Here is a 24,636-nt window from a genome sequence, read left to right on the forward strand (position 1 = left end):
TGCTTCACCTAATCCCTCAACTCAAATCTTGCAAGGGTTTCATAAATGGGCCCTTTTGGTGTTAAAGTGCTCTTCTTAAGCTCTATTGCGCTGACCTCGAACTCGCCGAACTCTTCGTTAGAAAGCTCTTTCAATGCCAGCATGAGCTCAACCTTATCCTTCACGAATTTTACCCTTCCTATTGTTATGTGAGAAACAAAGTCCTTCTCTCGCTTAAAGCCAAGTTTGAAAAGAGCGTTGTCTATCTCCTTTGCTATTTTCTTTATCTCCTCATCGTTCTCCACTCCAGCCCAGATGACCCTAACATAGTTGTAATTCGGGAACACCCCTATGCCCTTAACTTTTACGCTGTGCTTCTTGTGCTTTTTGGCTATCTGTTCTAAGAGTTTTTTGATATCCTCTGCCTGTTCCTCAGTTATTTCTCCCAAGAACTTTAGAGTAAGATGGAGGTTTTCCGGTTCAACAAATTTGATTTTCGCCGATTTTGTTTTTTCGATTTTCTCTTGTGCCTCTATGAGTTTTTGTCTAACTTCGTCGTTAATATCAATCGCTATGAACGCCCTCATTCTCTAACCACCACTGGGAACTCTTCCCATGGGAAAACTATCCACTTATCAGTCCTGAAAACGTAAAAATCAGGCACAACTGAAGTCCACGGCTTCATTGCCAAGCATGCCACCTTGATGTCTTTTGCACCTTTCTTCTTTACTTCCTCGATAACAACTTGGAGCGTCTTTCCAGTATCGCTGACATCGTCCACTATTACGACTTTCTTTCCTTTTAAGTCTCCGTGGAGCGGGATTGTTATCGTGGGTTTTTCTCCCCTCTTGTCAATGCCCTTGTAGAACTTTACGTCGATTACCTTGAACTCCACATCTCCTAAAATGTGACTAAGCCGTACTCCTGGAATAAGTCCTCCTCTCGAGATTCCAACAATGACATCAGGCTTGTATTCTCTTAAACTATCAGCAAGTGAGAAGATTGCCCTATCCACCTGCCACCATGTGAGATAGACCTTGTCCATTCTCTCACCCTCCCTTGATATATGGTAGAGTAGAAGAGTTAGAGTTTAAAAACCCAGCGTTTTCAAATGCTGAGGTTTAAGAGGGAAGAAAACATCATCATATCCTTTTGTATTTAATAATGATGAGGAAGTGGGGGTGTTAGGTTTAAAGTCTTATTGGAACTAACTCAGATTTAGAATTAAGACCCTCTACAACGTTGCTTTCAATTCTTTTAAAGTCTTATTGGAACTCTAGAAAGGTTAGAGAGGTTAGGCTAGGTGATTATTCTTTCAATTCTTCTAAAGTCTTATTGGAACACTTTATTTACAAGGGCTTTAGGGTCAGTGTAAATTACCTTTCAATTCTTCTAAAGTCTTATTGGAACGTGGGTTGGCAACTATGCATACCTTGGATCTGGCGTGCTTTCAATTCTTTTAAAGTCTTATTGGAACCTGCAAGCGTCAGAACTTTCCTATCCCCGATACTGTTCTTTCAATTCTTTTAAAGTCTTATTGGAACTTATTGGAACCCAGCAAATAAGCCCCACAGAGACCGTCTTAATTGTCTTTCAATTCTTTTAAAGTCTTATTGGAACGGGAGAAGAAAAAGTTAGAGGTGGTGATATGTATGGTTCTTTCAATTCTTTTAAAGTCTTATTGGAACACACTCGTATTCGAGGGCTATCTGTCAATAAAGGAGTCTTTCAATTCTTTTAAAGTCTTATTGGAACCGGACCTTCGCCGTGTGAGGGCTCTCTAAACGACTGCCTTTCAATTCTTTTAAAGTCTTATTGGAACCCTCTTTTCGCTTGATGTATTCCCACCGGTTATAAATTCTTTCAATTCTTTTAAAGTCTTATTGGAACAGGGCTGTTAGGTATCATTTAAGCGCTCTGGCTGCTTCTTTCAATTCTTTTAAAGTCTTATTGGAACCAGATGAGATAGTTCGTGTAGAGATAGAGCTGTCGAACTTTCAATTCTTTTAAAGTCTTATTGGAACTATAAGGAGAGGCAAAATTAATCCTTGAGCGCTCGCTCTTTCAATTCTTTTAAAGTCTTATTGGAACAGGGGCGAATTTTCCTCTAAATCCCCTATAAAGTAATTAGAACACTCAAAATTTATAAGCCTTTCCACAAAGGGTCAATAAAACTCCCCTCAAAAAGCTAGAATTCTAGCTTTCAGAAAAGACTTCAAAGCACTCACTCGCCCGAATTTACTACTTTTCTTTCATGCACAAAAATGTTCACAAGACTTCCAGAGACAAAACAAAAGCTAAAATCAAAAACAAGGCCATAAAACATCTTTAAATCCAAAAAGGTTAAATTTCCACGAGGAGAGAGTATTAAAGAAGTGTTAGGGATCCTCAGTTCAAAATTCCGAAAAAATTTCGTTACAAAAATCTCAAAGTTTCATAACCTCCTGTTTGATAGTAACTTTCAGTTACTAAAGACTTCCAGAACCCTCTTATAGAATGATTTCAAATTTAATTCTCTAATACAAGAGTGAACTGAAAACAGGGCTATTCTAACGTGATAACATTCCAAAAAACATAAAAGAAAGCGTGTTAAAATTAGTGTCGATGAGTTATGTATGTGATTATTGTCTATGACGTTGCTGTTGAAAGGGTTAATAAAGTTAAGAAGTTCCTCAGACAGTACCTCCACTGGGTTCAGAACAGCGTTTTTGAGGGAGAAATAACACTGGCAGAATTTGAGCGCATAAAGGCAGGTCTCAAAGACATTGTAGATGAAAATGAGGACTCTATCGTTATTTACAAGCTCCGCTCAATGCCGAAAAGAGAAACAATAGGAGTAGAGAAGAATCCGCTGGATGACATTATCTGAGCCCTTTTTCCATTTCTATCATTCCAAACCCATGTGGATTCCTCATTCCTAAGCCAAGATCGTAGGCTACACGAAGGACCTCTTCCTCGCCCCACATCTTAAAATCAAACTCCCATGCCCGGGTGTAGATCGGTTTTCCAGTTTTTTCGTCCCTCTTTATAAAAAATTTCTTGCTCTTTGGCTTCTTTGTGAGAACTTTAATATCAAAATCGCCGTTGTATGGTTCTCCATAAACCATTAAGTACTTAGACTTCAGGTTCTCAAACACGAGTCTCTTCCACACTTCGGGCTCGTTCTCAAAGGGGCTGTTGGGCTGACCAACTGGAGAAAGATCCCATTGTTTGAGGCCGTTGGGTGGGTTGTTATAATAGACGTTGACGGGGGAGAGGGTCTTAAAGCGCTTCCCCGAGAGATGTTCGGGAGTTTTTTCGAGCTTGGGTTCGTAGTGGAGGAGCCCTTGACCCCTCACATGGAGCTCACCTATTCCATATCTAAGACCTTCACCTAGGACTCTTAAGAGTGTCTTTTCCGTGGAGGCAACGTGGAGCTCCACGGTTCCTGACTCTACGAGCAAGCCCTCATTCACCCTCTTTGTTCTTCCAACGGGTTTGAACTTTGACGCAACGAACTTGATGTCTCTCTTGTTGTTGTGGATCCTGCTGGCGACTTCCCTATCGGCGAGTTTAATGGCATTAAGTAGGAATGAGTAGAGATAATGGGGATAGTCATACGGGATAAGGAATGGGGGTTCGAAGTGGAGGATAAGGGTAAGCCTCATGTGTTTCCCCGTCCATTTTTAAAACCACGCCACCAGTGGCTCGTACTCCTTGATTCCAACGAGATGTTTTATCAGCTTATAGGCCTCAAGCCTTATTAGTCTCTGTTTTGTCACGTTCTTCTTGAGCCCGGGGTGTTTTACACTTTTGCCAAGCTCTTCATTGTAGGCTTTCAAAACGGTCTTCATGCCTTCCTTTGTTAGCAGGACACCATTTAGCTCCTCTCTGAAGTGTTCCTCCTTTATTATCCCCTGCTTCACGAGCCTGTTTGCTATCCTGTCTGCAATTATCGGCTTGAAAATCTCACTTAAGTCAAGAGCAAGGGAGAACCTCCTCTCACTCGGTTCATGGAGGTAGCTCACCGTTGGAGCCAGTTGGGTGTTGTAGAGTTCACTAACTATTGTTGCATAGAGCCTTGAGTTCAAGAAGCTTATCAGGGCGTTCATTTCATTTTCTGGTGGTCTTCTCGTCCTTTTCACAATCTTAAATCCATCCGGCAGAACTTTGTCCCAAAGACTATAGTATTCCTGCCTTATCCTTGCCTCAACGTTCATAACCTCCGTTATCTTCCTCGCGCTTTCAAGCTCTTTTAGAAGCTCCCCAAAGGAAGCGTTTATTTTCCAGCGTTTTAGGTTGAGCTCCATGTTTTTTGCCGAACCAGTAACAAAAAGTTTTGCAAGATTAAGCCTTTTTTCTTTATTCAGGTAGTGCTCGGCCTGCTTGATGAGCAAATCCCCCGAGTGAAGGCTTTCTCTTGGGTAAAAGGAACCATCATAATGACCGTAGTGATTGAAAAAGTGGACTGCAATGCCCTTCTGGGCCAGAAAATGGAGGGCCTGTGAGCTTATGTTCACGTGGCCATAAATATAGATGTCGTAAATCCCTTCAACGGCAAGAGGCTTTTTGCCTTGGGCGTTTTCAAAATAGAGGGTGTTCTCCCTTCTAGTAAGAGCACCGTCTGAAAGCAGGGTTATGGACTTTTTCCTCATTCCAATCACACCCAACAGAGCTCATAATAAGCACATCTTTTACATTTCTTCGATTTGAGCGGTTTCGGCGGGGCGGGAAGAGAGATTATCCTTTCGATCTCCCTTATTGCGTCTTCAACCTCTTCTTCTCTCCCATCCAAGGTTAGTTCTTTGGTCTCTCTGAGTTTGGGATAGTTGATGACAGCTTTTGCCTTTATGCCAAGCTTTTTTAGGTAGTAAAGGTAGTAGAGAGCCTGCATCTCATGGGCTTTCTCCATTGATCTGCCCTTTTTAATTTCGTGAACCTCGATAATGTCTCCTTTTTTGATGAAGTCTATTTTTATGCTTCCTATCTGGACTTCTTTCTCTTCTCCGAAATAGCTCTTCTCATGTAGGAATTTGCCCAAGTCGACCCACTCACTTTCTTGCTCCATGGTGATGCCCTTCGAGAAGTACCAGAGCTTCGTAGGGCAGATAAAGAGGTAGTTGATTTCGGTGCCGGTGATGAGGAGTTCATTGAAGAGATACTTATCATTTATACTCACGCTTGAACCCCTCCTAGAAATATATAAGGGAGAAAAACTAAGCTAAGACACAAAAAGAACTTTCCAATTACTGCCTTCTACTGGTGGTTTAGACAATTTTAGTGGGTAATATTTTGTCTTATACGGCTTACCCGAGCTTTTTGGTGAATATGGGTTTATCTGCTCAAAGGTTACCTTTGACGAAAAGTCTTTCACAGGATATATGTAAGAGCCAGGAGGAATTTCTGATATATCCTCTACGGGAAACAATACTCCTTTTTCAGGCTTGTCAGTCCATTCAACGCGTTTCACATATGCTAATGAATCGCTCGTGCCGAAATATCTTATGTTCCTTGCATAGTGTGCTATCTCCTCGGAAACACCATCTGGAAGCCCTAAATAGATTTCAACGTCCTCTGAAAAGTGAACATACTCCCTGACGCCAAAGCTCTGCTGAAAGCCATACTGATCTTTCTTTTTCTTGAGCCTTTTCACAAAAACGCTGTTGATTGCTATTTCTCTTGGAGGCTTAATTCCGACTTTGGCATCCCTTATGTAATTGAATGTCATTTTTCCTTCACTAACTTTCCCGCTTATCCTTATGGCTGTTGAAACTATTGCCAGTTTTACAGTAGATGGGGCTATAAGAGGTAGCGTTAATGCATACTGAGATGAATACTCTGGAATCCTATAGGAGTAGAAAGATGGGAAATGAACGACCAGCTTAAGCCACCTCATTCACTCTCCCCCAAATTCCAGTTGGTATGGCTCTGCATTCATTAGTCCCCCGAGTTTCTCCATGAAATCCGCTACGCCTTTGAATTCTATGACGCCGACTCCTTCAATAGTATTTGCAATCTTCTTAATCTCACTAATGTAAGTATCTTTCAGGGGCGAGATTATGGGTACTGGCACTGGATTAGTAGAATAAACTATCACCCCTTCGAAATCAACAACATGAGGTAATCTTGTAGTTGTCATTGCTCCCTCAGGCCTTGTGAACATAAGCTGATATGCTTTAAGGGCAAGCTGATAGCGTTCCTTTCTGCGTTTCCCATCGTATTTATAGATATCCTGTCTCGCCTCGTTAAGACCAATGCGCCAAGGTTGAAAAACGGTAACTATTGCATACCTACCTGTTCTCGTAGGTCGGTGATATATCATCTGGGTTCCACCCTCTCTGCCTTCTTCACTCTCTTGTCTCTTGCCTTTCTCACCCAAAGCGTGCCTTGCGTGAAGGTGTATATCTCTGTAAACTTCTGGAATTCCCAAAGCCCAGCCGAACTCGACGGTGGACTTCCTTGAAACTGTTGGCTTCTCGACCATAAAACCATGGATATCACAAATGTCGCAGGTCTTGACAGCTTCTTCTATAACATGTGCAGGATCTTTGAACTTAGTCTTGTTCTTTGAGACGACGTAGTTGAACCTCTCTGGATGGAGCGTTTTACAGGCCTCACAGAGATAGCTTTTGTCATCGAGGAGCCACATCATCTCGGCATGTATATGTTTAAGCATCTCTCCGGAGATGCCGTCAGTAGTTACTGCCTTTCCAGTGTTTGGATCTATTATCTTGACGCTTCTTGGTTCGACGACGTTTCCAACGTTTCCTTCGTTGTTGAGGCTGTGGAGCTCCCAAAGAGCTCGGCCAAGTATAGCAACCTCAAAGACTTTTTCAGCAGGGCTTTCACTCATTCTTATCCCCTCCTTTCTTGGATGGGTATTCCCTTTCCACGAGAGCATAGCTTATAAGGGCAGAACGAACAAGCTTGACACCATATTTATCAACCAATTTATGGAGTTCAACGAGATTTTTCTCTTTAGGTATCCGCAGGAATTTATAACGATCCTTGTTCCTATTTACTATTGTCCTGTATCTTCTGAGAAATCTCTTTATTACTTCCACGAACTGCTCAGGTGTTTCTGAATACTCTAGCTCTACTAATGAAGAGTAGTCGTTACCAATGTTCAACGCATCTCTAAGGGCTATTCCAAAGTCTTTGACTGCCTCATTCTCAAACAACTTGGCTAGCTTTGGGTTTTCATCTTTGTCTTCAGATTCACGAATGGCCTCATTCTTGGGTATGTCAACAGGTTTCGACATTTTTCAGCACCTCCAGGAGGGAATTCTTCTCATAAAATCCGAATTTTATTGAGTCCGATTTCAGTTCATTCCTTAAGTGAAGTTTAATGTAAGAATAGTAGTTTTCCAAAGTTGGTTCGGCTATGAACTTAGATAGTGCTATAGCAATGTCTTCGTAACCTTTCTTTTTGCGAGTATTTCTCAGAATGTTCCTCCAGAAAAACAAAATCTCAGAGGGAATCTTACTTACTAAATTCATAGGGAATTTTCCGGTAGCGTACGGCTTGTCTTTAGCTTGGGGAGATCTTGCCATAACACCATATGCTAATGACGGAATGAGCGTTTGTTCTTCTAGGAAGGATGTTTTTCTCGCTATTTCTATTTCAACCGCTATGTACGCTAAAGTTGGGAGAAGTCCTGCCCGGTGGGATTTTGTCAATGCTTCTCTGAGCTCTGTAGTTATGGCACGTGTAACTATATATTCTATCTCAACCCTACCTGGAACAGGGTAGACGATGTACGTGTAGGTAGTACTACCCGACTTTTGGAATGAATAAACAGAAGCATTCAATGCACCTAAAATCGCTAGGTATAATTGATCCCTATGTTCTCCGGGTAATTCAAGACCCTTTTCTGTTAATGTCGATGGTACGATGGATCTTATTCCTTTTCCAGCTCCCAATTCCAGTGATTGGGGTATTTGTAATTTTTTACTCTGTTTTTCTGTTGTTTTTCTTTTTTCAGATTCAAAGATCCACGTGTCGAAAGTACTGAGCTTCGAGTGTTTCTCAAGGAGTTTTTCAACATTTTTTGGGCTTTTAAAAAAGCCTATCGTCTCTTCTTTCAACTTGTTTTTCACGTTTGATGTCTTAAGAATGTGTTTCCAATACTGTGAGTATGGGGTATCGTCTGAGAATAAATAGCTTTGTATTTGCTCTGTGTTTTCTACATCGACATCACCTTTCACTGTTACCTTATATGCAATTCCGCTATCCTCCACAATAACATCTGGCTCATCTGCTATGGCATACCCGACAATGCCTAGCCCATATGCTCTCGCAATGTCAAAAAATATAAGCCCAGTCTTAGGAACGTAGTATTCTTTCATAGCCACCACCCGTTGCTCCCCAATCAGATATACGCAATATTTTTGAGACTAAACCATAAAACCTATATTCTGGATTTCTTTTCTGGATATCTGGGATCTGAGAGTAGGCAACAGGTAATTTTCCACTGTTTGAGGTTGTCTGGGTTTTTGAAAGATCAATCAAATCACTAACATTATCCAAGGCTTTCTCAACTTGAAATCGCCACTCGTCTAATAATTTAAATTTAGAAAATTCCCTCGCTCCTGGAGAGTGATGGTGGGCTATAGCAAGATAAAACGCTTTTGCAATGTTCTTGTCTAGACTTGAGAACAATACCTTTTCGAGAGCTTTAGCAGAGACCGTGGCATGGGGAGGCAGTTTACCTTTCTTTTCAAACCCGTGTGCTATTGGGTCCTCTCTCGGTTTCCAGCCAGCTTTTCTCTGCCAGTATATGTTCAGTTTTCCAAGATCATGCAAAGCAACACTAAGTTCTATCCATTTCACAAGTTCTTTTTTTGGAATGTCAAAATACTTGGCAAACACTCTGATCGGATAATCATAGCGTGGAAGCATATACGTTCTCAGAAACTCTAGAGTCCTTCTTGAGTGCTCTACCCAACTTTCCTTTTCCGTTTTGCTCTCTCTGGATGTATGCGTCTCATTATTTTTCTCCTCTATATCAAATTTCCTGATATTTCCACTTCCATCGAAGAGTAACCCCAACTCTGAAGAATAACTGAGGCCCTCAATTACATAGAATTCGAAGGGTTGTATTTCCTCTTTGGTACAAACTGGAGTAAGAGAATATTTACTTGAGTACTCGTCGATTATAAAGTTCTCCTCCACAAGGTAAATCTTTCCCCCATTTTCAAGAATACGGTCAAATTTTCCTTTGAGGACTCTAAAGTCAAGTCTGATACGCTTAAGCTTCCAAGCCTTGTCAGGATTCAAATTGTTCACATCATCGAAGATTGAGACGTCAACTGAGTATGCTTCCCTAACGTTTTCTTCAACATACGATCTTCTACCTTCATATACTGCCCTTGCAAGGCCTCCAAGCCTCTCATAGAATTTATAGGGGTCCAAGTAGCTTTCAAAGGTCTTTGAAAGAACCTTGTCAACAAGCTTTACTTCAGTCTGCCAGTCTAGAAGTTCAACATCCTTTAAGGCTTCAATTGTTGCTTCAGTTAGCTCTTTAAAATACGGAGCATATGGAGATCTCTTTTCTTTGTCAACTCCGTACACTACAACTTCCCCCTCCCCACCCCATCTGGCAACCCTTCCTGCTCTCTGGATGAGAGAATCAATGGGTGATACTTCAGTTAGAAGCTTCGTCGAGGATATATCCATTCCAACTTCAATTACTTGGGTTGAGATTAAAATGGCTTCATTTTTACCTTTCTTCCCAAAAATATCTCTGATCTGTGCTTCCTTCCTGGATCTGTCCTCTTCAAGGAAGCGAGAGTGAATAAGAATTATGGGTCTGTCTACATTAGGTTTTAATTCCCGATAGAGCTGTTGAGCTTTTTCAACCTGATTAACAACAACAATAAGCTTATCGACATCTTCTGCTTGTTTTTCTATCTCCTTTGCTGTAAGAGGTGTATTGTCAAATAACGGTTCGGCATTGAGCCAAACTTTTCGTTTTGCCCTTGATTTGATCTCGGCCTCATCTTCCACGTCTATTATTTCAACTCTTCCTCCTTTTTTCTCTGCAAACGCTTTAAGTCGCTTCATAAAGTTCGTGGGTAGTGTTGCAGACATCATAACAAATGGGATACCTAACTTTGCACTCTCGACACTCATGGCAACTGAAGTTAAGAGGCCTTTTTCTGGATGAAGTGTGTGAACCTCATCAAAAACAAGCATAGCTGAACCAGCTGTCCCCAGAAAGATATTTCCCCATCTTTTTGGCATACTTAAAGGAACGCTTAGATATGCCCCCGCGGTCTGATCGATAGTAGCCACAATTATATCCTCCTCAAAAAGTTGACTTTCTGGCCGTTTGCCATGATGAACAGCCACCCGGAGTTTTTTGTATGAAGCATAACGTCTTGCTCTCTCACCTATGCTCTCCACCAAGGTTCTATTTGGAAGTGAGTAAATCATTTGTGATGGTAGAGTCTCGTTGATTTCAAATATGAATGGAAGAAGAACCATTTCACTTTTTCCTGAGCCAGTAGGAGCTCTAACGATTAAAGAATAGCCCTCTAAGATGTGTTCGATGGCTTCTTTTTGAAACATATAAGGAGTGAATCCAGTTACTTGTTTAAACTTTCTTTCCATTTCTCCCATCAACTTTCACCATCCCGAAGCCTAGGCTGTTCTTCTCCCCAAAGCCAGCTTGATAGCCAGCCCTTATTAGCTCATCATCACCATAAGCCTTGAACACGAGATGCCAAGCCCTCTGAAAGATGCCCGGCTTGACCTCGAAGCGCTTGGGCTTTGCCTTCAATACGCTAACCTCAAAATCCTCTGGAGGAGCCTTCCCGTAAAGCAGAACATACTTCTCCCTGAGATTTTCCCTCAAATTATTGTAGAACTCCCCCTCCATGGGAGAGAGATCATAATGCTTGAGCCTCCCGAGCTCGGGCTTTAAAGTGGTTACGGCTATCGGTGAGAGCGTTGAGTAAGTCCTCCCGCTGTAAGAGAAAGGCTCTGCTAAAGCCTTAACCTCCTCCACGTAAAACCTCTCATTCCACAGCGTCACTTCCGGTTCTTTAAGAAGGCCCCCAATGAATGCTTCAGCAATCTCTGCTACGGGCGTTGAGAAGTAAAAGAAAGCCTTGCTCTCACCAATGAAGTACCTCTCTCCTCGAAGTGTTTTTCGCTTCTCTGTCATGAAGAGCGAGTAAGTGAAAAGCTTAGGCACCTTTGGCCGGTGCAGGTTAAGGCTCAGCTCGGGGTTTACAGCTTGAATCCTCCGGTATATGAGGCCTTGAAGATAATGTTGATGGTTATAAGGCACTTTAAAGTCTGAATTTTCTCCACTCATTCTTATTAGGAACCTCATTAATACCCCCGCTAAGGGCTTTTGGTATCGCTAATTTTATGACTTCAAAGTATTTAAGCTTTGCTTAACAAATAGTAATACTATTATTACCACGATTTGAAGAATTCCCACACCTTATTAAAACAGCATGAAACAAATTTAAAAAAGGAACTAAGAAATCACGCACTTGCTCCAGCCGCATTTTGGACAGGTGGCACATCCGCTCTCCATCCTAAGCTCCACGAGTTCTCCATCTTTTTCATAGCAGACCGGACAGTAGGCTACTCCAAGAAGGTCTTTTACGTTTCTCTCCTTAGCTGTTTCCTCCACCTGTCTTTGGGCTCTCGAGATACTCAAAGAAAACGTCGGTGCCTCTTTCCCGTTGGTGCCGTCTATTATCGCCTCAACATTGATGAACTTCTTGAGCCACGATTCGTTCTCAACGATCTCCCTAAGTATTTTCTTTGCATATTCGCTCGGCTTTGCCGGTACACGCTTCTTCTTCTCACCCTCCACAGAGTACACCTGAACGCTCAGGCTTCCATCCCTGTAAACTGTAACTCCCTTACATCCGAGGGCATGGGCTAAGAGGTAAGCGGCCTTGACGTCTTCAACGGTTGCATCGTTGGGCATGTTTATCGTTTTACTTGCTGAGTCGGTGAGCCAGAGCTGGATGCTTGCTTGGGCTAAGAGATGATCAAGCCAGTGGATATCCATTGCGGTCACAAAAACTCTCTGCATGTCTTCTGGTATCTCCTCCAAGCCTTGCACGCTACCATAGTTGTCGCTTATCTTTTGAAGGATCTCATCGTTGTAGAGTCCTCTCTTCTTAAGCTCAGCCTCAAACACTGGATCAACGTAATAGAACTCGCCAACCGTGACGCTCTTCTTGTAAACAAGGGCAAATATTGGCTCAATTCCGCTTGAGGTATCTGCTATCATTGAAACGCTTCCCGTCGGTGGGCATGTGGTCACCATAGCATTCCTTACGCCGTACTTCTTGATTTCTTCAACGAGCTCATCCCATGGGAGGTTCCATATCTCCCTGTGGTAGTAGCCCTCTATTGGCAGCTCCCCCTCTGGGTATTTGGTCTTTTCATAAAGTGGGAAGGTTCCCCTCTTCTTTGCCGCCTCTATGCTGTACTTGTATGCGTAGAAGGTCAGGTATTCCGTTGCCTTCCTCATAAAGTCGTAGCCTTCTTTACTGTTGTAAGGAATGCCAAGTTTGAAGAGCGCATCTGCTAACCCCATCATTCCCACACCAATTCTTCTGGTGAGCTTTGTGTTGTAGTCTATCTCCGGTAGGGGGAACTTGTTTACATCGATAGCGTTGTCGAGGTATTTGGCGACTTTCATTATAACCTGAGCATATTCGTCCCAGTCGAAGTAGGGCTTTCCTTCGTCGTCATATTTTACGAACTTTGCAAGGTTTATAGAGGCTAGATTACACGATTCGTAGTCGTAGAGGGGCTCTTCTCCACAGTTGTGGCTCATAAATCCGTTGGAGACATAGCTATGAATCTCTGGTACTGTTAAGTCATAGACAATTTCTTCTCCAATAAGTTCCACACTATCAACTCTTGCGTAGGGTTCGTCAATTTTTGTTTTATTGAGTCTAATTTTTTCTTGTTTTTCTCCTTCGAAGCCGATCTTTTCTGCAAACAGCTTTCTGCTGTAGTTTGCTATAACGAGTTCATAATATCCTTGCGCTTCGTAGATTTTCCTTTCACCGTCTTTGGTTGTGTATTCAAATGTACCCTTGTATGGCCTTTCGTAGATTTTTGATAGTATACCAAATAGAAGCAGTAAATCTTGGACGTCTCTTAAAAGCTCTCTATCCCTTGAAGTTAGTCTTATTGCACTATCATTGTCCACGTAGCCGTCAGCTGTGAAGAGACCCCTTAAAAATGCTCTGATCTCATTTGGCTTTAAGCGGTAAACGATTTCTGGAACTCTTTTTTCGTTCGTTTTGACTATTTTCTCAAAGAATCTGTAGGCTTCGCCCCTCACTCCAAGCTTGATTTCACTTCCGTATCTGTGAGGTTCGGCTTTGGAGTTAAAGTGCTTCTTGAGTATTTCAGAGATTTTCTGCGCTATCTCCTCTTCTTTTTCAGCGTTGAAGTAGAACCAAACCCTCTTATCATTTGTGTTAATATATCCATCCCCAATAAGCCATCCTAAAGTAAAGGCTACATCCTCGCCTATGCTCTCGCTTCCAAAGTCATCCTCGACCTCAAACCTTGGCAAGGCTATTAAATCACCTTCTTTAAGCTCTTCAACTGCTTTCCAGCCATCCTTTGTCATTATCTTATGGTCAAGGGTAGCGGTTATCTCGTAACCCTCTTTTGTCTTTACTCTAGCCACTTTCTTTCTTCCAACTTTCCAGACATAGGCTTTGGTTTCAATGGGGTCTGCTACAGCGAGCTGCTTTCCGTGTGCAGTCTCATAAATGACTTCTTTCTCTTCTTCATTTGGAAGTAGGATCGTTATTGGATAAGCGAACTCTTCTCCTTCCTCAGCTATTCCTTCAACTGCAACAACTTTTTCTTCGTTCCTTTCTTTTGCAATCCTAAAGAGCTCTTCAATCTTGAGGTAGCCCTCGGGTGTTAAAACCCTTGTATCCCCAACAACACATGGGTTGGTTGCACGGATTTTTTCACCCTTTGCAGGCTCCAGAACGTTTCTTCTGTTTATTATGTCAAAGAACACTACGCCCGGATCTGCCTTTGCCCAAGCCATGTAAGCTAGCTCTTCAAAAAGACTCTTAGGATCGATTTCCTTTACCTTTTTCCCTGTTCTTGGATTGATGAGAGGATACCTCTTCCCTTCTTTGAGGGCTTCCCAGAAGTCAGCCCACAGCCCAACGCTTATGTTGAAGTTGCTTAAAACGTTTGTTCCAACATTCTGCTCTTTTGCATGGATGAACTTCTCAATATCTGGGTGCCACACTTCAAGGATTCCCATGTTTGCTCCTCTTCTCACTCCACCCTGCTTTATTACATCGCTAACGGCATCGATGAGGTGCATGAACGATACGGGTCCGCTGTTAGAGGTGTAAATTCCGTTCCCAGTAAGGAGATGAACGTCCTCAACCTGAAGATCATAAACATGGGCCTTTCCGAGAGGTTCTATCTTTGAAATTTTTGTGGGGTATAGCTTTGAGAGCATTTCGAAATACTCTACTTCTTCCGGTTCAAGCCTAAGCTCATCTTTTAGCTCCAGTATCTTCTTTATGAATGCCCTGTGGGTGACTTTTGAGTTGTAGGCAAGAAGTTTGTAATCTCGCTGTATTTTTGCCCGGGTTTCTGGGTTCTTTATACGGTATATTGCATTGAATGGGAATGAGAATTTCTTGTTCTTTCCGTTTTCCTTTAGGTTATCTATAGCTTCATCTGCTATTTTCGAGAGCTTAACTGACTCTTTCAAGATACTAAACGCTTTAAGTTTCATATCTCTTGTTTGGATTCTAAGGGTATAAACAGTCCGGTGACCGGGAGTGGAAGGGAAATACTCTTGTATGCTTGTTACTATTCCAAGAGCTATTAACAGAAGTTGTGCATCTTTTATAAAATCTTTCGAAATAGACTTGAAAGCTATTCTATAGTGTTGATCCACTGAACCGTCCCCGTCAAAAAATCCAGCTAAGAAAGCGGCCATGACGGAAGGGTTGCTCCTGAAAATGGCTTCGGGCACACGTATGTTCTCAGATTTATCTTTTGAAAGGCCGTTTATTTCAAGGAATCTCACAATCTTAGTTGGGGGTATCATCAGTGTTAACTTGTTGCTCTCTTCCCTGAGGAACTCCTTAGGTTCTATGCCAAAGAGTTCCTTGAAATACTTTTTAACTTTCTCCTTTATCTCGGTTTCTGTTTTATTCAGATAGATTTCTATTTTAGAATTCTTTCTTCTTCCATTTTCGAAATAGTGTCTAATGTGACCATCAGCATATATTATTCCGAGGAGGTAAGCGAGCCTCTCATCAAGTAGTTCTGGTAAATTAACGTCGTAGCCTTTGCTCTTAAGTTCAACATCTGTTTTTAGTCTGATGTATTCACCACTCTCCCATTCGGAGGCAAGTATGTAAATGTAATCACCAATGTTTAACTCCCTGAGGGGCTTAAGGATTGGCGTTCCGTCCTCATCAAAGACAAGGAATTTGTGATCTTCAGTAACCTTAACTTCATAACCGTCTTCAGTAACGACCCTGAAAACTTCCATTTCTCCATTATCGTATGCCTCAATAATACTCTTCAAGCCCGCGTGGGTGACTATCTTTGGTTTTTCCCCGTGTACTATTTCTTTGATTGGTATGAAACCCTTTTCCGTAAGTATTCTAGTGTCTCCAGTAAAACACGCTGCCCCTGTTGTTGTTCCTACTATATCTCCCTCTGGACGGAGTTTTGAGAAATTCAAACCTGTGCCGCCACCCATTTTTTGTATTATGGCAACGTCATGAGCTGCTTTCATTATGCTCTCCATGTCATCCTCTATCGGCACAACAAAGCAAGCCGAAAGCATTCCCAACGGTCTTCCAGAGTTTATGAGTGCTGGAGTGTTGGGCATGAAAACCTGGTTGACCATCAAGTTGAAGAACTCCTCGATTACCTCTTCGTATTTGTCAAACTCCCCTCTTTCAAGCATGTTCAAAAACTCGTCAATGCTTACCTTCATTTTTCCCTTTTCTGCCAGCTCCTTATAGAGGTTTATCATCCTCTCAAAATGGTACTTGTTGAGCTTGAAGCGGCCTATGCTGTAAACGTTATCAAAGTTCTCAAAGTTCTGCAGATAATACTCGACTCTCTTCAAATCCTGTGTGTAGCCTCCCTCTTTGGAGAACACCCTCTCGTCATAGAGAAGATCGGGAATTGCGGCTAAAGTGGCAACTCTCTCAAATAGCTGTTTTGGGCTTTCAATTATCTTTCCTTCCTCATTCTTTATGAGATACCTACTCGCCAGAACTCTCAGAGCGTTTATTGAAAAGCGCTTGTCTATTTCGTCGAGCTTCTCTTTGTTCAGTATTTTTCTTTTCTCTTCTCTAATTTCTGCTTTTTTCTTTCTGTAGATTATGTAGGCTTTAGCAACCTCAAAAAGACCGTTTCTCATCAGCTCAAGTTCTACTATATCCTGAATGTTCTCTATATGGGGGATCTGCCCCTCATAAAGCTCATTTATTCTATCAACAACATCCTTTACAATCTTATCGAGAAGATTCTCATCCCTTACTCCAACTTCCCACATTGCCCTTTGTATAGCCCATCTTATACGGCTCTCATCGAAAGGAACTATTCGACCATCTCTTTTCATCACTTTTTCAACTGGCATATAAACCCCCCTGTCGTATTATTTTACTATCCCGTGATACCTTAGTAAAAGTATCAGTAGAGAATAATGAGCATGTAAGGTAAATATACCTTGCCCCGGTGTGGATTGCCAAGATGACAAATATTGAAGAGAGACTCTGTCGGAATAATAAAGGGTAGAAAAATACTTAAGTCGGATATTTTATCCAACTATTCTTCCAAACCCTCATAGATAATCTTCAGCCTGTAAGCATGTTTGAGCTCTTCTTGAGCCATCATTCTGAATATCTCGCTTAGAGAACCGCTGAATATCTGGCTTAGCTTTTTATAGAGCTCATAACTGTGTTTTTCCCTTATGAGTGCTTCTAAAACAAGATCCGTTAGGGTTTGCGGTTCGGCCCTCTCATCTTGGAAGTAAGGCTCCAGGCTTAAAGAATCAATGTAATCTATAATTGCTGTGTTTTCAAGTGTTCCCTCGCCAATGAATTTTTCGATTGTATTTCTGTGCCTCAGCTCTTCACTTGCAAGCCACTGGAAATGTTCGATTAAGGAGGGGTATTCATAGGTAGCAAAAGTCTCTCCAAGCTTGTAGAGGTTGTAAAGCTCGTTCTCTTGGTGAACTATCTTCTGCAGGAGTTCTTCAAGTTTCATTCCTCTCACTCCGTTATCCCTTTGATATCTACATGGACAAACGCTACCTCAACTTCCTCAATCTTTTCGATTCTCCTTTTAACTTCTTCGCTTATGTCGTGGGCCTCTTTAAGGGTGAGATGTGGAGGAACCTCTATGTGCAGTTCAACATGCAACTTTGGACCAACGTAGTGTGCCCTCAGGTCATGCACCCCAACAACACCCTCAACGCTGAGTGCAGTTTCTTTAATCTTTTCACACAGCTCAAAGGGTGGAGAAGTTCCTGTTAGGTAGTTCACATTCTTGAAGACTATCTCAACCGCCACTTTCCCCACAAGCAAAGCCACGACAAGTCCTGCCAAAGCGTCCCCATAGGTAAAGCCCAGCCTTTGAAGGAGCAGACCGATAAGCACGGCTACGCTGCTTAATGCGTCGCTCCTGTGGTGATAGGCATCCGCAATAAGTATTTGGTTGTTGAGCTTCTTTCCCACTCTAAGGGCGTACTGGGTCATTGCTTCCTTTGAGACAATAGAAATCACAACAACGGCAAGCATGACTGAGTTCACTTCAATAACATGCCCGCTGAAGATTCTTTTCAGGGCATCTCTGGCTATCTCATAAGCAACCAGAAAGAGCAATATGCCTATAAAAAAGGCAAACAGGGATTCAAATCTGGAATGGCCAAAAGGATGAGTTTTATCGGCAGGTTTAGAGGAGATTTTGACTCCGAGATAGCCCACAACACTCGTCACAACATCCGAGAGAGAGTGTATGCCGTCAGAAATCAAAGCCAGACTAGAGTAAAGGAACCCCACAAAAACCTTCAGAATAGCTAGAAGGAGGTTTCCAAAAATGCTCACCATTAAGGGCCTGTAAACTTCTTCCATTGGGAAATCCCCCCAGTCCGTCACTCCTTCATCACGATTCAGGTAAGGCTGAACTCTTCATTGGGTGTTATACACTTCACCTGAGGCTTTTAAACCTTTTTTCAAAAGACTTTTATTGACGAGAGACAAACAAGGATTGGTGGAGCTCATGGCAAATAAGCCGAGATACACGATACGAATTTATATGGGGAGCAAGGATAAGTACATAGCCCTAAGCCTGTGGGATGCATACATAGACCAGCATGGAACCTTCAGACCGGCAAACATAAGCATGATAATCCATAATGAGGACGTTGAGGCAAAGGCCTCGATGAGGACTGAGACAGCTGCTAGGCTTGCAGCGGTGCTTTTAAATATGGTGGCTGAGGCGGAGAAGCTGACCATGAAAGAAAAGAAAAAGATCAGCCTTGAGGAGAAGCTTGAGGAGCAGTTCCTTCTCGAAGAAGAAGAGGAGGACATTATCGAAGACGTAGAGAGGATAAACGCAAGCGTTGATGAGGAGTGATTCTCTTGAAAAAGCTCAAGGTTTACATACCGGGTATTTCTTTCCCATCTATTTCCCTTACTGGAAACTACTGCACCCTAAACTGTGCCCACTGTGGGAAGCACTACCTTGAGGGAATGAAGAAAGTAACGAAGCATAACCTCGTCGAATACTGCAAATCGCTTGAGAAAGAGGGTTATAAGGGATGTCTTTTAAGCGGTGGAATGGACTCAAGGCTGAAAGTACCACTTGACCTTTATTCTTCAGAGATAGAGCGGATAAAGAAAGAAACGAAGCTAAAACTCAATGTTCATGTAGGTTTTATAGACGAGAAGGACTTGGAATGGATAAGGCATGTGGATGCAGTTTCTCTCGATTTTGTTGGGGATGACGATGTTATTAGGAGAGTTTATAAAATAGAAAAAGGCGTTAGAGACTACCTCGAGATAATAGATCTTCTCACATCAAACGGGATCAAAGTTGCGCCACATATAACCATAGGTCTGGACTTTGGAAAGGTTTGGTGGGAGTACAAAGCAATTGACATGCTCGTGGAGTATCCAATTGAGGTTTTGGTTCTTGACGTGCTTATCCCCACAAGAGGAACGGAGATGGAGAACGTAAAAGCTCCTTCTGTAGAGGAGAGCCTAAAGGTTGTTAAATATGCCAGAGAAAGGTTCAATGGAGAGCTGAGCATCGGATGTATGAGACCTCTGGGAAAATGGAGGCTGGAGTTTGACAAAGGGGCTATAGAGGAAGGAGTTGACAGAATAACAAACCCGCCAAGAAAGGTCATTGAGTGGGCAAAAACGATAAGGGAAGTAGAGATTATTTACGAATGCTGCGTTATGTGAAATTAGCATAGAGGAAATAAGCATACAAAGCTAAGAGGACCACGCTTGTTTTCCGCCCAACTCTGTTGTTTAGCTTTAGAGAAATCGCAAGCACCGCCATTACAAGCAACGTTAGAGGAGTTGTAAAGGAATATATGCTGTAATCCACTTTTATTGGCCTTATTAAAGCCGCAATACCGATAACCATGAGGATATCCAGTATATTGGCCCCTACAACGTTGCCAACGCTTATGTTGGGAATTTTTTTCAGTGTGGCGGTTAATGAGTTTGCCATCTCCGGAAGAGAGGTACCAATTGAGACCAAGGTAAGGGCTATAACCACTTCTGGAATTCCAAGGGCTGTAGCGATTTTTACAGCGCTTTCAACAACAAGTCTAGCCCCGAAAACAACCACAAGTCCGCTTGCGAACAAAATTACAACATCTTTCTTGGGATTTCCTCTACCCTCTTTAACTTCTTCCAGCGTTACATGCTTCTTATAGAGGTAATAGAGGAATCCCAGATATATCAGGATCAGCGTTAACCCTTCAATCCTAGAAATTACAAGATCCTTCATTAAAATCCACGCGTAAAATGTCACACCAATCATAAAAAGGGCGTTCTTCCAGGCTATTTCATCAACATCAAGCGGCATGATGAGAGCAGACAGTCCCAAAATAAGGGCTATGTTTGCTAGGGCACTCCCTATGGCGTTTCCAAGGGCTATATCGCTGAGCCCTTGATACGCAGCTATCGCAGAAGTCGTGACCTCTGGCAGAGTTGTGGCGATGCTAGCCAATACTAAAGCGATTATGAACTCGCTAACTCCAAACCCCTTCGCAACCCTTGTAGCTGCTTCGACAAATATGTCGCTTCCCTTGATCAGCATTAGCAGTCCCAAGGCAAAGATTCCAAAGGTTATAATGTACTCTGCTGCCATTATGCCTCCCGGAAGGTATTTCAAGGACTAATTTTTAAAGCCTTTGGGTGAAAACCCTAAAATACAACATAACCCCAAACTAAGGTGAGGTGAGAGGTATGGATATTGCCAAGTACATAGACCACACAAACTTAAAGCCCTACGCCACCAAGGAGGACATAATAAAGCTCTGTGAAGAGGCAAAGAAATACGGCTTTTACGCAGTTTGTGTCAATCCCTACAGGGTAAAGCTCGCAAAGGAACAGCTTAAGGGTACGGAGATTAAGGTTGCGAGTGTAATTGGATTTCCGCTTGGGGCAACGCCGACGGAAGTGAAGGTTTTTGAGGCAAAGAAAGCCCTCGAAGATGGAGCGGATGAGCTTGATATGGTCATTAACATCGGTGCATTGAAGGATAATGATTACGAGTACGTTAAAAATGACATAGCAGAGGTTGTAAAGGTTGCTCATGAGAAGGGGGCGATAGTGAAGGTCATAATTGAAACTTGCTACCTTACCGATGAAGAAAAAGAGATAGCATGTAAGCTCGCCATGGAGGCTGGGGCTGATTTTGTCAAAACATCAACGGGATTTGGAACTGGAGGAGCAACCGTTGAAGATGTCAAGTTAATGCGCAGGGTTGTTGGGGATAAGCTTGGAGTAAAAGCTGCTGGAGGTATAAGAACTTACGAGCAGGCTTTGGCAATGATAGAGGCTGGAGCTAACAGAATAGGCACATCAAGCGGTGTGAAAATCGTAGAAGGGGCTAAAAATGGGTGAAACCTTGGAGCTCTTAAGGACTGTTATAAAAGAGATTCGAGAAGATGGGTTTGAACCAAAGGTGGCGCTTGTAGGCCCAAAGTTTGCTGAAAAAGCCGCAAAAGAATTGAAAACTCTTGGATTAAATGTTTATGTAATAAAAGAGCTTAATTGCGACGCAATAATTGCCGACCCAAGATTCCTCGGACATCTCCGAAAAGCCTCACGCAGAATATCGCTCGAACCCTTAAGGGAAGAAAAGGAGATGTGGGAGGAGATAAGGGAAATTGGAGAACTCTAAATCTGAAGTGATACAAGCATGTCCTTGACCCTTCTCTTTATTACGTGCCCTACTCCACCACCCACGATAATTCCGGTGACTGCTTGGAGAGTATTCCCTGGAACCTCTGCTATGGCTCCTCCCCATCCGTAAAAGTAGACCTCAACGAAGAAGTATCCTAGAACCATTAGGGCTCCACCAAGGATTGTAGCTAGGAGGATTGTCGTAAAATCGTCTTTCTTTGAAGTTAGATATCCAACGACGAATCCCTCTACTCCTTTTATAACTAAAGTGAACGGTGCCCAATGTGCATAGCCAGTAATTAAATCTGCCATTGCGGAACCAAATCCCCCGGCGAATGCTCCTATTGTGGGGCCAAAGAGGACTGCCACAAGCATTACCATACTATCTCCAACGTTGATGTATCCCCTCGTTAAGGGCGTTGGAACTTGGATTAGCATCGTTGCTACCGCCACTAGTGCCGCCATTATCCCAGATAAAGCCACTCCAACCGCAACTTCAAAGACTTTCTTTTTGAGCACGAAGAGGTAAACAAAGTAAAGAACGGCAACGGCTATTAACACCCACTTACCGTATGGTGCAAGTGCTTCCATGGCCATTATCATCCCTCCACTTTATTTATTTTTCAAGTTTTAACTTGAAATTTAAACTTAAAAAGCTTACTCCTAACAAGCGCAGAAGGGACAAAAAGAGAATAGAAAATAGGATCAGCCAACAACAGTTTTGATGGCATCTTCGAGAATGTCCAAACCAATCTTGGCCTCTTCTTCGTCTATTGTTAGCGGTGGGATTAGTCTTAAAGCGCTCTTTCCACAGCCAAGGGTTGCAAGGCCTCTCTTAAGTGCCTCAACGACAACTTGGTTTCTTTCCTTGCTTGCGTACTCTTTTGTCTTTCTGTCCTTTACGAATTCAATAGCCCAAGCAAGGCCAAGTCCTCTGACGTCACCGATGATTTCGTATTTATCATACATTTCCTGAAGTCTCTCCTTGAAGAGTGGCTCAAGCTTTTTAGCGTTTTCAATCAGGCCGTTCTCAAGCTCATCAATTACCGTCAATGCTGCTACACAAGCCAAGGCATTTCCACCATAAGTGTTGCTGTGTACCCCGGGGACACCAAAGTCCAAATCCTTCCTAAAGATCGTTGCTCCAATTGGCACTCCACCACCGAGGGCCTTTGCGAGGCTTATGATATCTGGAGCAATTCCAAAGTGCTCAATTGCAAACATCTTGCCCGTTCTTCCCATTCCCATCTGGACTTCATCATCTATGATGAGTATGCCGTGCTTGTCTGCAACTTTCTTGAGCTCCTTGAAGAAGTTCTTTGGTGGCACTACGTAGCCTCCCTCACCCTGAATTGGCTCCGCTATGAACGCTGCCACTTCTTCCGGTGGGACATAGTGGTCAAAGAGATAATCTTCGATGTATTCGATTACCCTGTTTACGAGCTCATCTGGTTCCTCATAACCGTCAATGTGCCATGGGTTTCTGTAGGGGTTGGGGTATGGGACGTGTTCAACGCCGGGCATTGTTGGGAACATTCTCGACCTGTGGACGGGCTTGCTTGCGGTTAAGCTCATTGTTCCATGAGTTCTGCCGTGGAATGCCCCAATGAAGGCTATGAAGAGCTTTCTCTGGGTTGACCACTTTGCTATCTTCAAGGCTGCCTCATTAGCTTCTGTACCGCTGTTTGAAAGGAAGGTCTTCTTCTCAAAGTCACCAGGGGCAATGCTGTCAAGCTTTTCGGCAAGAGCTACTTGATAGGGGTTGTAATAATCGGTTCCAGCGGCATGGATGACCTTGTCCAGCTGCTCTTTCAAAGCTTCAACAACTCTCGGATTTCTAAGACCAGCGTTGAGAACACCTATACCAGAGGAGAAATCGAGAATTCTATTCCCATCGACGTCAATCCAGTAGTTGCCCTCCGTTCTCTCTATAACCAAGAAGTATTCGTTTGGGTCGTTTGTTGTGGTTGCCATATACTTGTGGTGTTTCTCTATTATTTCCCTAGCCTTCGGTCCGGGGATTTCCTTAACCTGAGGTCCCTTCACCATGTTCGCTCACCGATGTATAGGATATTTTGCACCTATATAATTTTATGCTCACTAAAATCCTTCTTTACTCGAAAAAGTTTCGAAAATAATTGGAATTAAGCATTAGTTATACAATAAAGCCAGCAAAAAAAGTTTGCAAAAAAGGTTTAGTGGAGAATCACTCTTCATTCACTTGAGTTTTCCACTCTTCCAAAAGCTCCTTTGCTGAGTTAGCCGCTATTGCTCCCTGTCCAACGGCCACTGCAATCTGTTTGAAGACGTTTGTTATGTCCCCAGCGGCAAAGAGTCCCTTTACTTTTGTTCTCATGTGCATATCCACCGGAATGTATCCCTGTTCATCGGTAATGCCGAGGTGTTTAACGAAATCTGTCTTAGGCTCGTAGCCTATGAAAACAAACACACCATCGACCTTCTTCTCAAATACTTCGCCGGTTTTTACATTTTTCAGCACTACGCTTTCGACCTTCTGATTGCCCTTTATCTCAACCACAACCGTGTTTAAAATTGCTGGAATTCCGGCTTTTTTGAACCTGTCTTGAAGTATTTTGTCCGCCCTGAACTGGTCTCTTCTGTGAACAAGGGTAACGTTGACCCCTATTTCCTTCAGATACAAAGCCTCTTGTAGAGCTGTATTGCCGCCTCCTACAACTATCACATCTTTCCCCTTGAATAGAGGACCGTCACAGGTTGCACAGTAGCTAACTCCCCTTCCGTAAAACTTGTCTTCACCAGGAACTCTAAGCTTCCTAGGCTCTGCCCCAACGGCTATTATAACGGTTCTAGCCTTGTAAATCTTCCCATTTTTTGTCTTTACATGGAACTTGCATGGGCCTTCATAATAGGCACACTCAGCGGGGTCTATTCTCTCAACTTCATCAAAAATTATCGGCACTCCAAGCTTTTTTACTTGCTCATGCATTCTGTTGGCAAGCTCTGCACCGCTTATCCCATCGGGAAATCCGGGGTAGTTCTCAATGAGGTCTGTAAGGGCAACATTTCCACCTATGTCCTTTGAGATTATAAGAGTCTCCAACCCATAGCGTGCCGCATATATTGCCGCAGTAAATCCTGCTGGGCCAGCTCCTATTATCAGAACATCCCATGTTTTTGTTTCATCAACTGTCTGTGAAAGTCCCCCTAAGCTGAACATCTTTCCCTCACCTCCGGTTTGCAACTTTTGGTTGAATATTTAAA

General features: G+C 42.8%; 23 protein-coding genes and 1 CRISPR repeat array. Of the genes, 5 read left to right on the forward strand and 18 right to left on the reverse strand.

The window, feature by feature from the left end; translation table 11 throughout:
• Positions 1 to 8 precede the first annotated feature (8 nt).
• Together thpR and NF859_RS03410 are read right to left on the reverse strand one after the other, a co-directional pair.
• Positions 9 to 566 carry an RNA 2',3'-cyclic phosphodiesterase gene (gene thpR, locus NF859_RS03405; RefSeq protein ID WP_252743013.1) on the reverse strand — a complete coding sequence of 186 codons (558 nt, stop codon included), beginning with the start codon at positions 564 to 566 and terminating at the stop codon, positions 9 to 11.
• Positions 563 to 1,024 carry a phosphoribosyltransferase gene (locus NF859_RS03410; protein WP_252743014.1) on the reverse strand — a complete coding sequence of 154 codons (462 nt, stop codon included), beginning with the start codon at positions 1,022 to 1,024 and terminating at the stop codon, positions 563 to 565. Before NF859_RS03410 ends, thpR begins: the two co-directional genes overlap by 4 nt.
• Positions 1,025 to 1,224: 200 nt before the next feature.
• A CRISPR array of direct repeats spans positions 1,225 to 2,070; the repeat unit is 30 nt; unit sequence CTTTCAATTCTTTTAAAGTCTTATTGGAAC.
• Between the two features lie 520 nt (positions 2,071 to 2,590).
• Here NF859_RS03410 and cas2 point away from each other — a divergent pair.
• Entirely contained in the window at positions 2,591 to 2,848 is a 258-nt protein-coding gene (cas2, locus tag NF859_RS03415) for a CRISPR-associated endonuclease Cas2 (protein WP_252743015.1), read from the forward strand.
• On the opposite strand, the gene cas6 (NF859_RS03420) is transcribed toward cas2, so the two are convergent.
• The 12 genes from cas6 (NF859_RS03420) to NF859_RS03475 all read right to left on the reverse strand — a co-directional run bounded on the left by cas6 (NF859_RS03420) (position 2,841) and on the right by NF859_RS03475 (position 18,096).
• Positions 2,841 to 3,626, reverse strand: a complete 786-nt coding sequence (gene cas6, locus NF859_RS03420; protein WP_252743016.1) for a CRISPR-associated endoribonuclease Cas6 — start codon at positions 3,624 to 3,626, stop codon at positions 2,841 to 2,843. The two genes, cas2 and cas6 (NF859_RS03420), sit on opposite strands and share 8 nt — an antisense overlap.
• Before the next feature lie 18 nt (positions 3,627 to 3,644).
• The gene (gene cas1b / locus NF859_RS03425) at positions 3,645 to 4,613 is read right to left on the reverse strand and encodes a type I-B CRISPR-associated endonuclease Cas1b (protein ID WP_252743017.1); all 969 of its coding nucleotides are present in this window, start codon (positions 4,611 to 4,613) and stop codon (positions 3,645 to 3,647) included.
• A gap of 5 nt (positions 4,614 to 4,618) precedes the next feature.
• Positions 4,619 to 5,131 carry a CRISPR-associated protein Cas4 gene (gene cas4 / locus NF859_RS03430; protein ID WP_252743081.1) on the reverse strand — a complete coding sequence of 171 codons (513 nt, stop codon included), beginning with the start codon at positions 5,129 to 5,131 and terminating at the stop codon, positions 4,619 to 4,621.
• Positions 5,132 to 5,179: 48 nt separating this feature from the next.
• Entirely contained in the window at positions 5,180 to 5,854 is a 675-nt protein-coding gene (gene cas5 / locus NF859_RS03435) for a CRISPR-associated protein Cas5 (protein ID WP_252743018.1), read from the reverse strand.
• Positions 5,855 to 6,811 carry a DevR family CRISPR-associated autoregulator gene (locus tag NF859_RS03440; protein ID WP_252743019.1) on the reverse strand — a complete coding sequence of 319 codons (957 nt, stop codon included), beginning with the start codon at positions 6,809 to 6,811 and terminating at the stop codon, positions 5,855 to 5,857.
• The gene (locus NF859_RS03445; RefSeq protein ID WP_252743020.1) at positions 6,804 to 7,220 is read right to left on the reverse strand and encodes a hypothetical protein; all 417 of its coding nucleotides are present in this window, start codon (positions 7,218 to 7,220) and stop codon (positions 6,804 to 6,806) included. The genes NF859_RS03440 and NF859_RS03445 overlap by 8 nt, the downstream gene beginning before the upstream one ends.
• On the reverse strand, positions 7,204 to 8,307 hold the full coding sequence (locus NF859_RS03450; RefSeq protein ID WP_252743021.1) for a hypothetical protein: 1,104 nt from the start codon (positions 8,305 to 8,307) through the stop codon (positions 7,204 to 7,206). The genes NF859_RS03445 and NF859_RS03450 overlap by 17 nt, the downstream gene beginning before the upstream one ends.
• Complete coding sequence (gene cas3 / locus NF859_RS03455) at positions 8,285 to 10,582, reverse strand: CRISPR-associated helicase Cas3' (protein WP_252743022.1); 2,298 nt, start codon at positions 10,580 to 10,582, stop codon at positions 8,285 to 8,287. The genes NF859_RS03450 and cas3 overlap by 23 nt, the downstream gene beginning before the upstream one ends.
• Positions 10,557 to 11,300, reverse strand: coding sequence for a CRISPR-associated endoribonuclease Cas6 (cas6, locus tag NF859_RS03460; RefSeq protein WP_252743023.1), 744 nt, complete (start codon positions 11,298 to 11,300; stop codon positions 10,557 to 10,559). The genes cas3 and cas6 (NF859_RS03460) overlap by 26 nt, the downstream gene beginning before the upstream one ends.
• 150 nt (positions 11,301 to 11,450) lie before the next feature.
• Positions 11,451 to 16,601: an adenosylcobalamin-dependent ribonucleoside-diphosphate reductase gene (locus NF859_RS03465; protein WP_252743024.1), complete on the reverse strand. Its 5,151-nt coding sequence runs from the start codon at positions 16,599 to 16,601 to the stop codon at positions 11,451 to 11,453.
• A 188-nt stretch (positions 16,602 to 16,789) separates the two neighbouring features.
• A complete protein-coding gene (locus NF859_RS03470) occupies positions 16,790 to 17,230 on the reverse strand; it encodes a ferritin family protein (RefSeq protein ID WP_252743025.1) in 441 nt (146 codons plus the stop codon).
• Positions 17,231 to 17,235: 5 nt separating this feature from the next.
• Positions 17,236 to 18,096 (reverse strand): cation diffusion facilitator family transporter, encoded by an 861-nt coding sequence (locus tag NF859_RS03475; RefSeq protein WP_252743082.1) that lies wholly within the window; start codon positions 18,094 to 18,096, stop codon positions 17,236 to 17,238.
• A 139-nt stretch (positions 18,097 to 18,235) separates the two neighbouring features.
• Here NF859_RS03475 and NF859_RS03480 point away from each other — a divergent pair, with 139 nt between their 5' ends.
• Positions 18,236 to 18,601 (forward strand): hypothetical protein, encoded by a 366-nt coding sequence (locus tag NF859_RS03480; protein ID WP_252743026.1) that lies wholly within the window; start codon positions 18,236 to 18,238, stop codon positions 18,599 to 18,601.
• Between the two features lie 5 nt (positions 18,602 to 18,606).
• Positions 18,607 to 19,434, forward strand: coding sequence for a LipS1 family lipoyl synthase (gene lipS1, locus NF859_RS03485; RefSeq protein WP_252743027.1), 828 nt, complete (start codon positions 18,607 to 18,609; stop codon positions 19,432 to 19,434).
• Here lipS1 and NF859_RS03490 read toward each other — a convergent pair.
• Positions 19,427 to 20,353 (reverse strand): calcium/sodium antiporter, encoded by a 927-nt coding sequence (locus NF859_RS03490; RefSeq protein ID WP_252743083.1) that lies wholly within the window; start codon positions 20,351 to 20,353, stop codon positions 19,427 to 19,429. The genes lipS1 and NF859_RS03490 overlap by 8 nt on opposite strands.
• A 98-nt stretch (positions 20,354 to 20,451) precedes the next feature.
• Here NF859_RS03490 and deoC point away from each other — a divergent pair, with 98 nt between their 5' ends.
• Together deoC and NF859_RS03500 are read left to right on the forward strand one after the other, a co-directional pair.
• Positions 20,452 to 21,111: a deoxyribose-phosphate aldolase gene (gene deoC / locus NF859_RS03495; RefSeq protein ID WP_252743028.1), complete on the forward strand. Its 660-nt coding sequence runs from the start codon at positions 20,452 to 20,454 to the stop codon at positions 21,109 to 21,111.
• Entirely contained in the window at positions 21,104 to 21,391 is a 288-nt protein-coding gene (locus NF859_RS03500; RefSeq protein ID WP_004066384.1) for a family 4B encapsulin nanocompartment shell protein, read from the forward strand. Before deoC ends, NF859_RS03500 begins: the two co-directional genes overlap by 8 nt.
• Here NF859_RS03500 and NF859_RS03505 read toward each other — a convergent pair.
• The 3 genes from NF859_RS03505 to trxB all read right to left on the reverse strand — a co-directional run bounded on the left by NF859_RS03505 (position 21,388) and on the right by trxB (position 24,592).
• On the reverse strand, positions 21,388 to 21,990 hold the full coding sequence (locus NF859_RS03505; RefSeq protein ID WP_004066383.1) for an ECF transporter S component: 603 nt from the start codon (positions 21,988 to 21,990) through the stop codon (positions 21,388 to 21,390). The two genes, NF859_RS03500 and NF859_RS03505, sit on opposite strands and share 4 nt — an antisense overlap.
• 108 nt (positions 21,991 to 22,098) lie before the next feature.
• Complete coding sequence (locus NF859_RS03510; protein ID WP_252743030.1) at positions 22,099 to 23,442, reverse strand: acetyl ornithine aminotransferase family protein; 1,344 nt, start codon at positions 23,440 to 23,442, stop codon at positions 22,099 to 22,101.
• A 157-nt stretch (positions 23,443 to 23,599) separates the two neighbouring features.
• Positions 23,600 to 24,592, reverse strand: coding sequence for a thioredoxin-disulfide reductase (trxB, locus tag NF859_RS03515; RefSeq protein WP_252743031.1), 993 nt, complete (start codon positions 24,590 to 24,592; stop codon positions 23,600 to 23,602).
• Positions 24,593 to 24,636 lie beyond the last annotated feature (44 nt).

Origin of the sequence: Thermococcus alcaliphilus (assembly GCF_024054535.1) — an archaeon.
GTDB classification, from domain to species: Archaea; Methanobacteriota_B; Thermococci; order Thermococcales; family Thermococcaceae; genus Thermococcus_A; species Thermococcus_A alcaliphilus.

Bases quoted from the DNA above. Each gene is read 5' to 3' on its own strand.
- thpR (WP_252743013.1), bottom strand. From the start codon at position 566: ATGAGGGCGTTCATAGCGATTGATATTAACGACGAAGTTAGACAAAAA.
- NF859_RS03410 (WP_252743014.1), bottom strand. From the start codon at position 1,024: ATGGACAAGGTCTATCTCACATGGTGGCAGGTGGATAGGGCAATCTTC.
- cas2 (WP_252743015.1), top strand. From the start codon at position 2,591: ATGTATGTGATTATTGTCTATGACGTTGCTGTTGAAAGGGTTAATAAA.
- cas6 (WP_252743016.1), bottom strand. From the start codon at position 3,626: ATGAGGCTTACCCTTATCCTCCACTTCGAACCCCCATTCCTTATCCCG.
- cas1b (WP_252743017.1), bottom strand. From the start codon at position 4,613: ATGAGGAAAAAGTCCATAACCCTGCTTTCAGACGGTGCTCTTACTAGA.
- cas5 (WP_252743018.1), bottom strand. From the start codon at position 5,854: ATGAGGTGGCTTAAGCTGGTCGTTCATTTCCCATCTTTCTACTCCTAT.
- NF859_RS03440 (WP_252743019.1), bottom strand. From the start codon at position 6,811: ATGAGTGAAAGCCCTGCTGAAAAAGTCTTTGAGGTTGCTATACTTGGC.
- NF859_RS03445 (WP_252743020.1), bottom strand. From the start codon at position 7,220: ATGTCGAAACCTGTTGACATACCCAAGAATGAGGCCATTCGTGAATCT.
- NF859_RS03450 (WP_252743021.1), bottom strand. From the start codon at position 8,307: ATGAAAGAATACTACGTTCCTAAGACTGGGCTTATATTTTTTGACATT.
- cas3 (WP_252743022.1), bottom strand. From the start codon at position 10,582: ATGGGAGAAATGGAAAGAAAGTTTAAACAAGTAACTGGATTCACTCCT.
- cas6 (WP_252743023.1), bottom strand. From the start codon at position 11,300: ATGAGGTTCCTAATAAGAATGAGTGGAGAAAATTCAGACTTTAAAGTG.
- NF859_RS03465 (WP_252743024.1), bottom strand. From the start codon at position 16,601: ATGCCAGTTGAAAAAGTGATGAAAAGAGATGGTCGAATAGTTCCTTTC.
- NF859_RS03470 (WP_252743025.1), bottom strand. From the start codon at position 17,230: ATGAAACTTGAAGAACTCCTGCAGAAGATAGTTCACCAAGAGAACGAG.
- NF859_RS03475 (WP_252743082.1), bottom strand. From the start codon at position 18,096: ATGGAAGAAGTTTACAGGCCCTTAATGGTGAGCATTTTTGGAAACCTC.
- NF859_RS03490 (WP_252743083.1), bottom strand. From the start codon at position 20,353: ATGGCAGCAGAGTACATTATAACCTTTGGAATCTTTGCCTTGGGACTG.
- deoC (WP_252743028.1), top strand. From the start codon at position 20,452: ATGGATATTGCCAAGTACATAGACCACACAAACTTAAAGCCCTACGCC.
- NF859_RS03500 (WP_004066384.1), top strand. From the start codon at position 21,104: ATGGGTGAAACCTTGGAGCTCTTAAGGACTGTTATAAAAGAGATTCGA.
- NF859_RS03505 (WP_004066383.1), bottom strand. From the start codon at position 21,990: ATGGCCATGGAAGCACTTGCACCATACGGTAAGTGGGTGTTAATAGCC.
- NF859_RS03510 (WP_252743030.1), bottom strand. From the start codon at position 23,442: ATGGTGAAGGGACCTCAGGTTAAGGAAATCCCCGGACCGAAGGCTAGG.
- trxB (WP_252743031.1), bottom strand. From the start codon at position 24,592: ATGTTCAGCTTAGGGGGACTTTCACAGACAGTTGATGAAACAAAAACA.